Consider the following 15,291-nt stretch of genomic DNA (forward strand, 5'->3'; position numbering starts at 1 on the left):
GAACCGCCCCGACCGTTACCGGTGTAGTTTTCAGGGAGATACTGAAAAGGAAAATGACAAAAACCACAATGTCATGAGGGAGCGGAGTGTAGCAGTTTTTGTGACGCAGCGCATAAATTATCCCTGTGACTGGCGTTGCTAAAATTCTTAGCCATACTGGACAACTCCCCTATGGAGTCATAATCTTAATCAATCATTTGATTAAGAATGGACTGTGCGATGAATAATCCTGCCATGACAATCAAGGGTGAACAGGCGAAAAAACAGCTGATTGCTGCCGCACTGGCGCAGTTTGGTGAATATGGAATGAACGCCACCACTCGCGAGATAGCCGCCCAGGCCGGGCAGAATATCGCTGCCATCACCTACTACTTCGGTTCGAAAGAAGATTTGTACCTCGCCTGCGCCCAGTGGATTGCCGATTTTATTGGCGAGCAGTTCCGTCCGCATGCCGAGGAAGCCGAACGCTTGTTCGCGCAACCACAGCCTGATCGGGCTGCCATCCGTGAACTGATCCTTCGCGCCTGCAGGAACATGATTAAGCTGCTCACCCAGGATGACACCGTCAACCTCAGCAAGTTTATCTCCCGTGAGCAGCTCTCTCCCACGGCAGCCTACCACCTGGTGCACGAACAGGTGATTAGTCCGCTACACAGCCACCTGACACGCCTGATTGCCGCCTGGACCGGCTGCGACGCCAATGACACCCGCATGATCCTTCATACCCATGCGTTGATTGGTGAGATTCTGGCGTTCCGTCTTGGCAAAGAAACAATTCTGTTACGTACCGGCTGGACCGCGTTCGATGAAGAAAAGACCGAACTGATCAACCAGACGGTGACCTGTCATATCGACCTGATTTTGCAAGGATTATCGCAAAGGAGTTTGTAGTGATGAAAAAACCTGTCGTGATCGGATTGGCGGTAGTGGTACTTGCCGCCGTGGTTGCCGGAGGCTACTGGTGGTATCAAAGCCGCCAGGATAACGGCCTGACGCTGTATGGCAACGTGGATATTCGTACGGTAAATCTTAGTTTCCGTGTTGGGGGGCGCGTTGAATCGCTGGCGGTGGACGAAGGTGATGCTATCAAAGCGGGCCAGGTGCTGGGCGAACTGGATCACAAGCCGTATGAGATTGCCCTGATGCAGGCGAAAGCGGGTGTTTCGGTGGCACAGGCGCAGTATGACCTGATGCTTGCCGGGTATCGCGATGAAGAAATCGCTCAGGCCGCCGCAGCGGTGAAACAGGCGCAAGCCGCCTATGACTATGCGCAGAACTTCTATAACCGCCAGCAAGGGTTGTGGAAAAGCCGCACTATTTCGGCAAATGACCTGGAAAATGCCCGCTCCTCGCGCGACCAGGCGCAGGCAACGCTGAAATCAGCACAGGATAAATTGCGTCAGTACCGTTCCGGTAACCGTGAACAGGACATCGCTCAGGCGAAAGCCAGCCTCGAACAGGCGCAGGCGCAACTGGCGCAGGCGGAGTTGAATTTACAGGACTCAACGTTGATAGCCCCGTCTGATGGCACGCTGTTAACGCGCGCGGTGGAGCCAGGCACGGTCCTCAATGAAGGTGGCACGGTGTTTACCGTTTCACTAACGCGTCCGGTGTGGGTGCGCGCTTATGTTGATGAACGTAATCTTGACCAGGCCCAGCCGGGGCGCAAAGTGCTGCTTTATACCGATGGTCGCCCGGACAAGCCGTATCACGGGCAGATTGGTTTCGTTTCGCCGACTGCTGAATTTACCCCGAAAACCGTCGAAACGCCGGATCTGCGTACCGACCTCGTCTATCGCCTGCGTATTGTGGTGACCGACGCCGATGATGCGTTACGCCAGGGAATGCCAGTGACGGTACAATTCGGTGACGAGGCAGGACATGAATGATGCCGTTATCACGCTGAACGGCCTGGAAAAACGCTTTCCGGGCATGGACAAGCCCGCCGTCGCGCCGCTCGATTGTACCATTCACGCCGGTTATGTGACGGGGTTGGTGGGGCCGGACGGTGCAGGTAAAACCACGCTGATGCGGATGTTGGCGGGATTACTGAAACCCGACAGCGGCAGTGCCACGGTGATTGGCTTTGATCCGATCAAAAACGACGGCGCGCTGCACGCCGTGCTCGGTTATATGCCGCAGAAATTTGGTCTGTATGAAGATCTCACGGTGATGGAGAACCTCAATCTGTACGCGGATTTGCGCAGCGTCACCGGCGAGGCACGTAAGCAAACTTTTGCTCGCCTGCTGGAGTTTACGTCTCTTGGGCCGTTTACCGGACGCCTGGCGGGCAAGCTCTCCGGTGGGATGAAACAAAAACTCGGCCTGGCCTGTACCCTGGTGGGCGAACCGAAAGTGTTGCTGCTCGATGAACCCGGCGTCGGCGTTGACCCTATCTCACGGCGCGAACTGTGGCAGATGGTGCATGAGCTGGCGGGCGAAGGGATGTTAATCCTCTGGAGTACCTCGTATCTCGACGAAGCCGAGCAGTGCCGTGACGTGTTACTGATGAACGAAGGCGAGTTGCTGTATCAGGGAGAACCAAAAGCCCTGACACAAACCATGGCCGGACGCAGCTTTCTGATGACCAGTCCACACGAGGGCAACCGCAAACTGTTGCAACGCGCCTTGAAACTGCCGCAGGTCAGCGACGGCATGATTCAGGGGAAATCGGTACGTCTGATCCTCAAAAAAGAGGCCACACCAGACGATATTCGCCATGCCGACGGGATGCCGGAAATCAACATCAACGAAACTACGCCGCGTTTTGAAGATGCGTTTATTGATTTGCTGGGCGGTGCCGGAACCTCGGAATCGCCGCTGGGCGCAATATTACATACGGTAGAAGGCACACCCGGCGAGACGGTGATCGAAGCGAAAGAACTGACCAAGAAATTTGGGGATTTTGCCGCCACCGATCACGTCAACTTTGCCGTTAAACGTGGGGAGATTTTTGGTTTGCTGGGGCCAAACGGCGCGGGTAAATCGACCACCTTTAAGATGATGTGCGGTTTGCTGGTGCCGACTTCCGGCCAGGCGCTGGTGCTGGGGATGGATCTGAAAGAGAGTTCCGGTAAAGCGCGCCAGCATCTCGGCTATATGGCGCAAAAATTTTCGCTCTACGGTAACCTGACGGTCGAACAGAATTTACGCTTTTTCTCTGGTGTGTATGGCTTACGCGGTCGGGCGCAGAACGAAAAAATCTCCCGCATGAGCGAGGCGTTCGGCCTGAAAAGTATCGCCTCCCACGCCACCGATGAACTGCCATTAGGTTTTAAACAGCGGCTGGCGCTGGCCTGTTCGCTGATGCATGAACCGGACATTCTGTTTCTCGACGAACCGACTTCCGGCGTTGACCCCCTCACCCGCCGTGAATTTTGGCTGCACATCAACAGCATGGTAGAGAAAGGCGTCACGGTGATGGTCACCACCCACTTTATGGATGAAGCGGAATATTGCGACCGCATCGGCCTGGTGTACCGCGGGAAATTAATCGCCAGCGGCACGCCGGACGATTTGAAAGCACAGTCGGCTAACGATGAGCAACCCGATCCCACCATGGAGCAAGCCTTTATTCAGTTGATCCACGACTGGGATAAGGAGCATAGCAATGAGTAACCCGATCCTTTCCTGGCGTCGCGTGCGGGCGCTGTGCGTCAAAGAGACGCGGCAGATCGTTCGCGATCCGAGTAGCTGGCTGATTGCGGTAGTGATCCCACTGCTACTGCTGTTTATTTTTGGTTACGGCATTAACCTCGACTCCAGCAAGCTACGGGTCGGGATTTTGCTGGAACAGCGTAGCGAAGCGGCGCTGGATTTCACCCACACCATGACCGGTTCGCCCTACATCGACGCCACCATCAGCGATAACCGTCAGGAACTGATCGCCAAAATGCAGGCGGGGAAAATTCGCGGTCTGGTGGTTATTCCGGTGGATTTTGCGGAACAGATGGAGCGCGCCAACGCCACCGCACCGATTCAGGTGATCACCGACGGCAGTGAGCCGAATACCGCTAACTTTGTACAGGGGTATGTCGAAGGGATCTGGCAGATCTGGCAAATGCAGCGAGCGGAGGACAACGGGCAGACTTTTGAACCGCTTATTGATGTACAAACCCGCTACTGGTTTAACCCGGCGGCGATAAGCCAGCACTTTATTATCCCGGGTGCGGTGACCATTATCATGACGGTCATCGGCGCGATTCTCACCTCGCTGGTGGTGGCGCGAGAATGGGAACGCGGCACCATGGAGGCTCTGCTCTCTACGGAGATTACCCGCACGGAACTGCTGCTGTGTAAGCTGATCCCTTATTACTTTCTCGGGATGCTGGCGATGCTGCTGTGTATGCTGGTGTCAGTGTTTATTCTCGGCGTGCCGTATCGCGGTTCGCTGCTTATTCTGTTTTTTATCTCCAGCCTGTTTTTACTCAGTACCCTGGGGATGGGGCTGCTGATTTCCACGATTACCCGCAACCAGTTCAATGCCGCTCAGGTCGCCCTGAACGCCGCGTTCCTGCCGTCGATTATGCTTTCCGGCTTTATTTTTCAGATCGACAGTATGCCCGCGGTGATCCGCGCGGTGACGTACATTATTCCCGCTCGTTATTTCGTCAGCACCCTGCAAAGCCTGTTCCTCGCCGGGAATATTCCAGTGGTGCTGGTGGTAAACGTGCTGTTTTTGATCGCTTCGGCGGTGATGTTTATCGGCCTGACGTGGCTGAAAACCAAACGTCGGCTGGATTAGGGAGAAGAGCATGTTTCATCGCTTATGGACGTTAATCCGCAAAGAGTTGCAGTCGTTGCTGCGCGAACCACAAACCCGCGCGATTCTGATTTTACCTGTGCTTATTCAGGTGATCCTGTTCCCGTTCGCCGCCACGCTGGAAGTGACTAACGCCACCATCGCCATCTACGATGAAGATAACGGCGAGCATTCGGTGGAGCTGACCCAACGTTTTGCCCGCGCCAGCGCCTTTACCCATGTGCTGCTGCTGAAAAGCCCACAGGAGATCCGCCCAACCATCGACACACAAAAGGCGTTACTACTGGTGCGTTTCCCGGCTGACTTCTCGCGCAAACTGGATACCTTCCAGACCGCGCCGTTGCAGTTGATCCTCGACGGGCGTAACTCCAACAGTGCGCAAATTGCCGCCAACTACCTGCAACAGATCGTCAAAAATTATCAGCAGGAGCTGCTGGAAGGAAAACCGAAACCTAACAACAGCGAGCTGGTGGTACGCAACTGGTATAACCCGAATCTCGACTACAAATGGTTTGTGGTGCCGTCACTGATCGCCATGATCACCACTATCGGCGTAATGATCGTCACTTCACTTTCCGTCGCCCGCGAACGTGAACAAGGTACGCTCGATCAGCTACTGGTTTCGCCGCTCACCACCTGGCAGATCTTCATCGGCAAAGCCGTACCGGCGTTAATTGTCGCCACCTTCCAGGCCACCATTGTGCTGGCGATTGGTATCTGGGCGTATCAAATCCCCTTCGCCGGATCGCTGGCGCTGTTCTACTTTACGATGGTGATTTATGGTTTATCGCTGGTGGGATTCGGTCTGTTGATTTCATCACTCTGTTCAACACAACAGCAGGCGTTTATCGGCGTGTTTGTCTTTATGATGCCCGCCATTCTCCTTTCCGGTTACGTTTCTCCGGTGGAAAACATGCCGGTATGGCTGCAAAACCTGACGTGGATTAACCCTATTCGCCACTTTACGGACATTACCAAGCAGATTTATTTGAAGGATGCGAGTCTGGATATTGTGTGGAATAGTTTGTGGCCGCTACTGGTGATAACGGCCACGACAGGGTCAGCGGCGTACGCGATGTTTAGACGTAAGGTGATGTAACTTCTTATCTTTCGCCAGCAAAGACACTACCGCCGGGCCGGCAAGGATTGCCAGCCCTGCAATTGCCAGCAAAAAGTTGTTTTCCAGAACGCGGGACAACAGCCACAGCACAATCAGCGCTGCGCCAAAATACCAGGTCGTGGTCAGCTCTTCCAGCACGTCTGCCACCTCACGCCAGCGTTGCTCGGGGTGGCGCTGAAACACCAGCATCATCACTACCGTGACACAATACAGTGCGCATAATCCCACGCCGACGTGAACCAGAGTCTTACTCATCCAGCCCACCACCAGCAGCGCCACTACCAGTAAATGCAACATAATCTGCCAGCAACTTAGACCCGTTGCGACACGAACACGTTGTTGCCACTTCATGGCTTCTCTCCTGAAGAATTTATCTCTACTTACTCAGAGTACCGAACTTTACGGAAAATTCCGTAAGACCGCACCTTTTTGTGACGCCGACTACACTATTTCAATGAGATAAGAGGCAAAGACAGGAAAATTATGCCCGATCAAACACAACAATTTTCGTTCAAGGTGCTCACCATCAATATTCACAAAGGCTTTACCGCGTTTAACCGACGCTTCATTTTGCCGGAACTTCGCGACGCCGTGCGTACCGTCAGCGCCGATATTGTTTGCCTGCAGGAAGTGATGGGCGCGCACGAAGTTCATCCGCTGCATGTGGAAAACTGGCCCGATACCTCGCACTACGAGTTTCTCGCCGACACTATGTGGAGCGATTTTGCCTACGGTCGCAATGCCGTATACCCGGAAGGGCATCACGGCAACGCCGTACTGTCGCGTTATCCCATTGAACATTATGAGAATCGCGATGTTTCGGTCGATGGTGCGGAAAAGCGCGGCGTGCTCTACTGCCGCATTGTGCCGCCGATGACCGGAAAAGCGATTCATGTGATGTGCGTACATCTGGGCCTGCGTGAGGCGCACCGTCAGGCGCAGCTTGCGATGCTCGCCGAATGGGTGAATGAGCTACCGGACGGCGAACCGGTATTGGTGGCGGGTGATTTCAATGACTGGCGGCAAAAAGCTAATCATCCGTTAAAAGTGCAGGCCGGACTGGATGAGATATTTACCCGCGCCCACGGACGCCCGGCGCGCACGTTTCCGGTGCAATTTCCTCTACTACGTCTGGACAGGATCTACGTCAAAAATGCCAGCGCCAGCGCGCCAACCGCGTTGCCGCTGCAGACATGGCGACACCTTTCTGATCATGCCCCTTTAAGTGCGGAGATTCATTTATGAAATGTAGCTGGCGTGAAGGCAATAAGATCGAGTTGCTGGAAAACGGCGAGCAATATTATCCCGCGGTGTTTAAGGCGATTGGCGAGGCACAAGAACGCATCATTCTTGAAACGTTTATCTGGTTTGAGGATGACGTCGGCAAACAGCTGCATGCGGCACTACTGGCAGCAGCGCAACGCGGGGTTAAAGCGGAAGTCTTGCTGGATGGCTACGGTTCGCCGGATCTCAGCGATGAGTTTGTCAATGAACTGACGGCAGCTGGCGTGGTATTTCGCTACTACGATCCCCGCCCTCGCCTTTTTGGTATGCGCACCAATGTGTTTCGCCGGATGCATCGCAAAATTGTGGTGATCGACGCGCGTATCGCCTTTATTGGCGGGCTGAATTACTCCGCCGAGCATATGTCCAGCTACGGTCCAGAGGCTAAACAGGATTACGCGGTACGCCTTGAAGGGCCGATTGTCGAAGATATTCTCCAGTTTGAGCTGGAAAACCTGCCTGGACAGAGCGCGGCACGACGCTGGTGGCGACGTCATCACAAAGCGGAAGAAAATCGCCAGCCGGGAGAAGCGCAGGTATTGCTGGTCTGGCGCGATAACGAAGAACATCGCGATGATATTGAACGCCATTATTTGAAAATGCTCACTCAGGCGCGGCGGGAAGTGATTATCGCCAACGCCTACTTCTTCCCCGGCTATCGATTTTTACACGCCTTGCGTAAAGCGGCACGGCGCGGGGTGCGGATCAAACTGATCATTCAGGGCGAACCGGATATGCCGATTGTCAGAGTCGGTGCGCGCTTGCTGTATAACTATCTGGTTAAAGGCGGCGTTCAGGTTTTTGAGTACCGCCGCCGCCCGCTCCACGGCAAAGTGGCATTGATGGACGATCACTGGGCGACAGTAGGGTCCAGTAATCTCGATCCGCTCAGTTTGTCACTGAATCTCGAAGCAAATGTCATCATCCACGATCGTCATTTTAACCAGACGCTGCGCGATAATCTGAACGGCATTATTGCCGCAGATTGTCAGCAGGTGGATGAAACCATGCTGCCCAAACGCACCTGGTGGAACCTGACCAAAAGCGTGCTGGCGTTCCACTTTTTACGCCACTTCCCGGCGCTGGTTGGCTGGCTTCCGGCACACACGCCACGTCTGGCGCAGGTTGATCCGCCCGCACAACCGACAATGGAAACGCAGGATCGGGTAGAAACTGAAAACACGGGGGTAAAACCCTGATGAGTAAATCACACCCGCGCTGGCGCTTAGCAAAGAAGATCCTCACCTGGCTGTTTTTTATCGCGGTGATTGTGTTGCTGGTGGTCTACGCCAAAAAAGTGGACTGGGAAGAGGTCTGGAAGGTCATCCGCGACTACAATCGCGTTGCGCTGCTTAGTGCGGTCGGGCTGGTGGTCGTCAGCTATCTGATTTACGGCTGCTATGACCTGCTCGCCCGCTTTTACTGCGGTCACAAACTGGCGAAGCGCCAGGTGATGCTGGTGTCGTTTATCTGCTACGCCTTCAACCTGACGCTCAGTACCTGGGTCGGCGGCATTGGTATGCGCTATCGTTTGTACTCTCGTCTGGGGTTGCCCGGTAGCACTATTACGCGGATTTTCTCGCTCAGTATTACCACCAACTGGCTGGGCTACATTTTACTGGCAGGGATTATCTTTACCGCAGGCGTGGTGGAGTTGCCGGATCACTGGTATGTCGATCAAACTACGCTGCGTATTCTCGGCATTGGCTTACTGATGATTATCGCGGTTTATTTGTGGTTTTGCGCTTTCGCGAAGCACCGCCATATGACCATCAAAGGGCAAAAGCTGGTGCTGCCTTCATGGAAATTCGCCCTCGCTCAGATGCTGATTTCCAGCGTTAACTGGATGGTAATGGGGGCGATTATCTGGCTGTTACTTGGTCAAAGCGTGAACTATTTCTTTGTACTGGGCGTGTTACTGGTTAGTAGTATTGCTGGCGTCATCGTGCATATTCCGGCGGGGATCGGTGTGCTGGAAGCGGTGTTTATCGCACTACTGGCTGGGGAGCATACCTCCAAAGGTACAATTATCGCCGCCCTACTCGCTTACCGTGTGCTGTATTACTTTATCCCACTGCTGCTGGCGCTGATCTGTTACCTGTTGCTGGAAAGCCAGGCGAAGAAGCTACGGGCGAAAAATGAAGCGGCGATGTGAAGTTTAGTTAAGTTCTTTAGTATGTGCATTTACGGCTAATGAAAAAAACGCGTATGCCTTTGCCAGACAAGCGTTATAGCTATCGCGGCAAGTATCCCAAAGAAGCCGATAAAATAGTAATAGAGTGTTAATGCACCTGTAAAAGCGCAACGAACCGGACTCCACAACTCTTCACTATGGCATTTCCCCGCCAATTCAAGGAGCTTATTTCGTCCATGCGAGATAATGCCTGACCATAACACAATCATTAAGCAACTTATTACCCAAATGGGCCGTTCACTCATTAATGCCGCATTCACGATGATTACCAGGGCCAACCCTGTCAACGTCATCATAATGATAAAACGGTGAGAACCAGGATCAACATTAAATAATAAACCGGCCAGCATACTGATTAAAAACATCGCGCCCGCAGTGCTGAACACGATGATAATGGCATATACAGGAACTAAACTTGCAACGACAATCGCCACCAAAGAGAGTAAAAACAGATATATTACGCCCGCGATGGCGGCATTTATCTTGTTGATATCCTTACTTAAGCCATACATACAAAGTAATAATAACCCTATGGCGACATACATTGGTGGTGAATCATATTTGGTTGCCGTAATTTCGAGATACTTAGCTCCCCAGGCTAGTCCTGCGGTTGCCACCAAACCTAAAGCGGTAATGAGCCATATACCGTTTAATATCCTGGCCTCGTGCTGAAAATCTAATTTATTGCTGTTTTGCGAGTATGATTCCATTCTTTTAGTTATCCTTAGAAAAAATATTAATATTCACCATCAATAAATTTAAAACCACGCATACAAAATACTTTTGCATTTATGGATACAGAAAACGCTTCCGCTCGTCCATAAGGCATATTTTATACCTGGTACTTGTTAAGTGTCGTTTTTAGTAAGAAAAAAATCCCGACACATGGCCGGGATAGTGATGGTGAAAAAGAATTAACGGCGGTTGCCGAAGATCCGCAACAACATCAGGAACAGGTTGATGAAGTCCAGATACAAGGTTAACGCGCCAAGAATGGAATATTTGCGCAGGTTCGACGTGTCGCGGGTATCAATCTGCTCACCCATATTTTTCAGTTTCTGCGTGTCATACGCCGTCAATCCGACAAAGACAATCACGCCGATGTAGGTAACTGCCCACATCAATGCTTCGCTTTTCAACCAGAAGTTGACCAGCGATGCCAGCACAATGCCGATTAACGCCATAAACAGCATATTGCCAAAGCCACTTAAATCGCGCTTCGTGGTGTAACCGTACAGGCTCATTGCGCCGAACATCCCGGCAGTAACGACGAAAGTACTGGCGATAGAAGCAGCGGTATAGACAATGAATATACTGGAAAGCGTAAGACCCGTCAGCGCCGAATAAAGCATAAAGAGCATCGTCGTTACACCTGCGCTCAGCTTTTGAATCATCGCTGATAACACAATAACCAATGCTAATTGCGCGATGATCAGACCGATTAAAAAGACACGGTTAGTGAACAACAGCTCCATCACGGCCGCGGAATTAGCCGCATACCAGGCAACAAATGCGGTCAGCAACAAGCCAACGGTCATCCAGCCATAGACTTGAGCCATATAAGTTTGCAAGCCAGCCCGGGGTTGTACGATTGAATCAGAACGTGGGAATCTGTCCATGACGATCTCCTGAAGATATAAGGAATATCTTAAGGATACTGCAAAATGATGAGGCTGTGCATCGACGCAGCGTAAACGTATGTACTGAGCGGTGAAATTGCCGGACGCAGCGGTGCCTTATCCGGCTAACAAAAAACTACCAGCGTTTTGCCGCCTGCTGATCGCTCTCCCGAGCTTCAACCCAGCGGTCGCCTTCCGGCGTGGCTTCGCGCTTCCAGAACGGTGCGCGGGTTTTGAGATAATCCATAATAAACTGCCCGGCTTCAAACGCACTGCTGCGATGCGCACTGGTGACACCGACAAAAACGATTTCATCGCCCGGCCATAATTCCCCGATGCGGTGAATCACAGTGACGCGCCCCAGCGGCCAGCGGTTACGCGCTTCATCAACAATTTCTGCCAGTGCTTTTTCAGTCATCCCCGGATAGTGTTCGAGGGTTAATGCGTTGACGCTGTCGCCCAGGTTATGGTTGCGCACCTTACCAGTAAAGGTGACTACCGCACCGTCTTCGTCACGCTCCGCCAGCCACGGGTACTCTTCTCCTACGCTGAACGGCTGCGGACCAACAACAATTTTGGTTTCTGCCATCTTAACCTCCGGTTACCGGCGGGAAGAAAGCTACTTCGTCGCCGTCAGTCAGCGGATGGTCAAAACTCACCAGCGTCTGGTTGACGGCAGCCAGTAATTTGCCATCTTCCAGCGCCAGCGCCCAGCGATCGCTCTGCGCAGCCATGTGCTGGCGTAACGCTTCAACAGTTGGGAAATCCGCAGCCACTTCGGTTGCATCTGTTCCCACCAACTCGCGCACCTGGGCGAAAAAAAGAACTTTAATCATCCGCTTCCACCTTAAAGTCACCCGACTTGCCGCCGCTCTTCGCCAGCAAACGTACCGGACCAATCACCATATCTTTTTGCACCGCTTTGCACATGTCATAAATGGTCAGCGCCGCCACGGAGGCCGCGGTTAATGCTTCCATTTCGACACCGGTTTTCCCGGTCAGGCGGCATAAGGTTTCTATACGCACCCGATTGTGCTCCGGCTCGGCCTGTAAATTGACTTCAACTTTGCTGAGCATCAGCGGATGACAGAGCGGGATCAGATCCCAGGTGCGTTTTGCCGCCTGAATACCGGCAATACGCGCAGTGGCAAATACGTCGCCTTTGTGGTGGCGACCATCAATAATCATCGCCAGCGTCTCGCTGCGCATGGTGACAAAGGCTTCCGCCCGCGCTTCACGCACGGTTTCCGCTTTGGCGGAGACATCCACCATGTGCGCTTCGCCAGCGGCGTTGATATGGGTCAGTTGCGACATACTTATTTCTTCAAATGTGGATGGAAATTACACGGACGCGTACGGGCATCCAGCTGCGGCGCGATGATATTTTCCCATGCGGTACGGCACGCTTTGGTCGAACCCGGCATGGCGAAAATCAGCGTTTTGTTGGCGACGCCCGCTACCGCACGAGATTGCAACGTGGAAGTGCCAATCTCTTCAAACGACAACATCCGGAACACTTCACCAAAACCTTCAACTTCACGGTCGAACAACGGCAGCAATGCTTCGGGAGCCTGATCACCTTCCGTCAGGCCAGTACCACCCGTAATCAATACCACTTGTACATCGTCGCTGGCGATCCACGCAGATACCTGAGCGCGAATAGCGTAGCGGTTTTCTTTCACAATGGCTTTATCGACAACGTGATGGCCCGCTTCTTGCGCCGAATCGCGCAGATAGTGACCGGAGGTATCGTCTTCTTCACCGCGACGATTAGAAACCGTAAGAATAGCAATACGGGTCGGGATAAATTCAGTGCTTACCTGACTCATCTGATCTCTCCTTTTGACGTTTTAGCCGCCAATGTACGATAAGTTTTGCGTAATACCGGTGTTGTTTTGATGCAGGAAATGGGTCTGTTTCTTCTCCCGCAGCGCCGCTGAAATACGCGCTTCCAGCGCCTGTTGCTGGGTATCGTCTTCCAGCAGATCGCGCAGGTTAACGCCGCCTTCACCAAACAGGCAGAGATGGAGTTTACCAATGGAGGAAACGCGCAGGCGGTTGCAAGTGGCGCAGAAGTCTTTTTCATACGGCATGATAAGGCCAATCTCTCCGGCGTAATCTGGATGGCAAAAGACTTGCGCGGGACCGTCGCTGCGTTGACGTAATTGGTGGATCCAGCCGCGACGCAGTAGCTCGTCACGCAGAACCTGACCAGAGATGTGATGCTTACGGAAGAGCTCGCTGCCCTCGCCCGTTTCCATCAGTTCGATGAAACGCAGCTGGATAGGGCGATGCTGGATCCAGTTCAGAAAGGTGTCGAGCTGGTGATGATTAACATCACGCATCAGCACGGTATTGACTTTGACCTTCTCAAAACCGGCCTCAAATGCAGCATCAATCCCTGCCATGACCTGGTTGAATTTATCCTGCCCGGTAATAGCGTGAAACTGGCGGGCGTCCAGACTGTCGACACTGACGTTAATGCCAGTAAGTCCCGCATCGCGCCAGCTCGCCACATCGCGTTCCAGACGGTAACCATTGGTTGTGACCGCAATCTGGCGGATAGCGTCGTTTTCCCGCACAGCGGCGATGATATCGGTAAAGTCGCGGCGTAAAGACGGCTCTCCTCCTGTCAGGCGCACTTTTTCGGTGCCCAGACTGGCGAAGGCGCGCGTAACCCGGCGAATTTCATCGACGGTAAGAAAGCCTTTATTGGTGACGCCGCTCGGTTTGTAGCCATCCGGCAGGCAGTAGGTGCAACGAAAGTTACACACATCGGTAATCGACAGGCGCAAGTAGTAAAACTTACGCGCAAATGCATCAGTCAGTTGTGAAGCCATGTACACCTTTCCAGATACGGGAGGCGAAGTCATTTCTTCCTTCGCCCTGGTGGCAATCTTTACGAGCATTGTCACGGCCAAAGCACCGTATCAGTTGACCCAGGTGCAGAGGCTAGAGTGTTTAGTGGTTATGCCGATACTAGCGTGTAAATGAGATTTTTACCATCCACACTTTCGCTATGTAATCATGTATATAGCGTCATGATCGTGCTATTTCGCTACAGAATAAGGGAAAATGGCGGTTTTACTTTGATATACATCATCAGGGAGGCATAGCGTGCATCGTCCTTTAGAGGTAGAAGAAAATAGTTTGTATCCTCAATATTGGCAGGTTAATTGCTGTTTCCCCGCAATTTGCGCTACTGTAGCGCGGATAATCTGACTCCAGGAAACTATATGCGCAATCGTACGCTGGCTGATCTTGATCGTGTCGTTGCTCTCGGCGGAGGGCATGGACTGGGACGCGTTCTCTCATCACTTTCGTCTTTGGGTTCTCGTTTAACGGGTATCGTCACCACCACCGATAATGGTGGCTCGACGGGGCGTATTCGCCGTTCAGAAGGCGGCATTGCCTGGGGCGATATGCGCAACTGCCTCAACCAGCTGATAACGGAACCGAGCGTCGCCTCCGCGATGTTTGAATACCGTTTTGGTGGCAATGGCGAACTTTCCGGTCATAATCTCGGAAACTTGATGTTAAAGGCGCTGGATCACCTTAGCGTGCGGCCTCTGGAAGCCATCAATTTAATTCGTAATCTGCTGAAAGTGGATACGCATTTGATTCCAATGTCAGAGCATCCTGTTGATCTGATGGCGATTGACGATCAGGGGCATGAAGTTTACGGCGAGGTCAATATCGACCAGTTAACTACGCCGATTCAAGAGTTATTGTTAACGCCTAATGTACCCGCAACGCGTGAGGCGGTTCACGCTATCAATGAAGCGGATCTCATCATTATTGGGCCTGGCAGTTTTTATACCAGCCTGATGCCAATTCTGCTGCTGAAGGAAATCGCCCAGGCATTACGCCGCACGCCAGCGCCGATGGTTTATATCGGCAATCTGGGGCGTGAGTTGAGTTTACCTGCGGCTAATTTGAAGCTGGAAAGCAAGCTGGCAATTATGGAGCAGTATGTTGGTAAAAAGGTCATTGATGCGGTCATCGTCGGGCCAAAAGTGGATGTCTCGGCGGTGAAAGAGCGGATTGTGATCCAGGAGGTACTGGAGGCCAGCGATATTCCGTATCGTCATGACCGCCAGTTGTTACATAACGCGCTGGAAAAGGCGTTACAGGCTTTAGGTTAACGGAAATCCGAAGGAAAATTCCGGCTTCCTATTGAAGACAAAGTGCGCGTTGTTTATGCCGGATGCGGCGTGAACGCCTTATCCGGCCTACAAACCGCGCAAATTCAATATATTGCGGAGAAAATGTAGGCCTGATAAGCGTAGCGCATCAGGCTGTTTTCCGTTTG

General features: G+C 52.6%; 17 protein-coding genes and 1 riboswitch. Of the genes, 9 read left to right on the forward strand and 8 right to left on the reverse strand.

Going from position 1 to position 15,291, the window contains the following annotated elements:
- Window positions 1–219: 219 nt before the first annotated feature.
- The 5 genes from cecR to AB4H76_RS15465 are packed head-to-tail and all read left to right on the forward strand — an operon-like array spanning window position 220 to window position 5,861.
- A complete protein-coding gene (cecR, locus tag AB4H76_RS15445) occupies window positions 220–891 on the forward strand; it encodes a DNA-binding transcriptional regulator CecR (protein ID WP_001296991.1) in 672 nt (223 codons plus the stop codon).
- Window positions 892–893: 2 nt separating this feature from the next.
- On the forward strand, window positions 894–1,889 hold the full coding sequence (gene hlyD / locus AB4H76_RS15450; RefSeq protein WP_000743444.1) for a secretion protein HlyD: 996 nt from the start codon (window positions 894–896) through the stop codon (window positions 1,887–1,889).
- Window positions 1,882–3,618 (forward strand): ATP-binding cassette domain-containing protein, encoded by a 1,737-nt coding sequence (locus tag AB4H76_RS15455; RefSeq protein ID WP_000996107.1) that lies wholly within the window; start codon window positions 1,882–1,884, stop codon window positions 3,616–3,618. Before hlyD ends, AB4H76_RS15455 begins: the two co-directional genes overlap by 8 nt.
- A complete protein-coding gene (locus AB4H76_RS15460) occupies window positions 3,611–4,744 on the forward strand; it encodes an ABC transporter permease (protein WP_000070131.1) in 1,134 nt (377 codons plus the stop codon). The genes AB4H76_RS15455 and AB4H76_RS15460 overlap by 8 nt, the downstream gene beginning before the upstream one ends.
- A gap of 10 nt (window positions 4,745–4,754) precedes the next feature.
- Complete coding sequence (locus tag AB4H76_RS15465) at window positions 4,755–5,861, forward strand: ABC transporter permease (RefSeq protein WP_000469031.1); 1,107 nt, start codon at window positions 4,755–4,757, stop codon at window positions 5,859–5,861.
- Here AB4H76_RS15465 and AB4H76_RS15470 read toward each other — a convergent pair.
- Window positions 5,823–6,233 carry a YbhQ family protein gene (locus AB4H76_RS15470; RefSeq protein ID WP_000871982.1) on the reverse strand — a complete coding sequence of 137 codons (411 nt, stop codon included), beginning with the start codon at window positions 6,231–6,233 and terminating at the stop codon, window positions 5,823–5,825. The genes AB4H76_RS15465 and AB4H76_RS15470 overlap by 39 nt on opposite strands.
- 132 nt (window positions 6,234–6,365) lie before the next feature.
- Between AB4H76_RS15470 and AB4H76_RS15475 the strand changes: the two genes are divergently transcribed.
- Genes AB4H76_RS15475 through AB4H76_RS15485 form a run of 3 tightly spaced genes read left to right on the forward strand, consistent with a single transcriptional unit; the run spans window position 6,366 to window position 9,321 of the window.
- Window positions 6,366–7,127, forward strand: a complete 762-nt coding sequence (locus AB4H76_RS15475; protein WP_001113347.1) for an endonuclease/exonuclease/phosphatase family protein — start codon at window positions 6,366–6,368, stop codon at window positions 7,125–7,127.
- Window positions 7,124–8,365, forward strand: a complete 1,242-nt coding sequence (gene clsB, locus AB4H76_RS15480) for a cardiolipin synthase ClsB (RefSeq protein ID WP_000650316.1) — start codon at window positions 7,124–7,126, stop codon at window positions 8,363–8,365. Before AB4H76_RS15475 ends, clsB begins: the two co-directional genes overlap by 4 nt.
- Complete coding sequence (locus AB4H76_RS15485) at window positions 8,365–9,321, forward strand: lysylphosphatidylglycerol synthase domain-containing protein (protein WP_000045450.1); 957 nt, start codon at window positions 8,365–8,367, stop codon at window positions 9,319–9,321. Before clsB ends, AB4H76_RS15485 begins: the two co-directional genes overlap by 1 nt.
- Before the next feature lie 35 nt (window positions 9,322–9,356).
- Here AB4H76_RS15485 and AB4H76_RS15490 read toward each other — a convergent pair whose 3' ends face one another.
- The 7 genes from AB4H76_RS15490 to moaA all read right to left on the reverse strand — a co-directional run bounded on the left by AB4H76_RS15490 (window position 9,357) and on the right by moaA (window position 13,819).
- Entirely contained in the window at window positions 9,357–10,070 is a 714-nt protein-coding gene (locus AB4H76_RS15490) for a Bax inhibitor-1/YccA family protein (RefSeq protein WP_000446917.1), read from the reverse strand.
- A gap of 204 nt (window positions 10,071–10,274) precedes the next feature.
- On the reverse strand, window positions 10,275–10,979 hold the full coding sequence (locus AB4H76_RS15495) for a Bax inhibitor-1/YccA family protein (RefSeq protein WP_000373624.1): 705 nt from the start codon (window positions 10,977–10,979) through the stop codon (window positions 10,275–10,277).
- A 136-nt stretch (window positions 10,980–11,115) separates the two neighbouring features.
- Complete coding sequence (gene moaE / locus AB4H76_RS15500; protein ID WP_000852296.1) at window positions 11,116–11,568, reverse strand: molybdopterin synthase catalytic subunit MoaE; 453 nt, start codon at window positions 11,566–11,568, stop codon at window positions 11,116–11,118.
- Between the two features lies 1 nt (window position 11,569).
- The gene (moaD, locus tag AB4H76_RS15505) at window positions 11,570–11,815 is read right to left on the reverse strand and encodes a molybdopterin synthase sulfur carrier subunit (RefSeq protein WP_000598619.1); all 246 of its coding nucleotides are present in this window, start codon (window positions 11,813–11,815) and stop codon (window positions 11,570–11,572) included.
- Window positions 11,808–12,293 (reverse strand): cyclic pyranopterin monophosphate synthase MoaC, encoded by a 486-nt coding sequence (gene moaC / locus AB4H76_RS15510; RefSeq protein ID WP_000080885.1) that lies wholly within the window; start codon window positions 12,291–12,293, stop codon window positions 11,808–11,810. Before moaC ends, moaD begins: the two co-directional genes overlap by 8 nt.
- A gap of 2 nt (window positions 12,294–12,295) precedes the next feature.
- Window positions 12,296–12,808 (reverse strand): molybdenum cofactor biosynthesis protein B, encoded by a 513-nt coding sequence (gene moaB, locus AB4H76_RS15515; protein WP_000084639.1) that lies wholly within the window; start codon window positions 12,806–12,808, stop codon window positions 12,296–12,298.
- Window positions 12,809–12,829: 21 nt separating this feature from the next.
- Window positions 12,830–13,819 carry a GTP 3',8-cyclase MoaA gene (gene moaA, locus AB4H76_RS15520; RefSeq protein ID WP_001340186.1) on the reverse strand — a complete coding sequence of 330 codons (990 nt, stop codon included), beginning with the start codon at window positions 13,817–13,819 and terminating at the stop codon, window positions 12,830–12,832.
- Window positions 13,807–13,951, reverse strand: a riboswitch (molybdenum cofactor riboswitch). It overlaps the preceding gene by 13 nt.
- 264 nt (window positions 13,952–14,215) lie before the next feature.
- On the opposite strand from moaA, the gene yvcK reads away from it, so the two are divergent.
- Complete coding sequence (gene yvcK, locus AB4H76_RS15525; RefSeq protein WP_001295302.1) at window positions 14,216–15,124, forward strand: uridine diphosphate-N-acetylglucosamine-binding protein YvcK; 909 nt, start codon at window positions 14,216–14,218, stop codon at window positions 15,122–15,124.
- The last annotated feature ends 167 nt before the right edge of the window (window positions 15,125–15,291 follow it).

This window comes from Escherichia sp. UTM R2 (assembly GCF_048593455.1).
In the GTDB taxonomy this organism is placed as follows: domain Bacteria; phylum Pseudomonadota; class Gammaproteobacteria; order Enterobacterales; family Enterobacteriaceae; genus Escherichia; species Escherichia coli.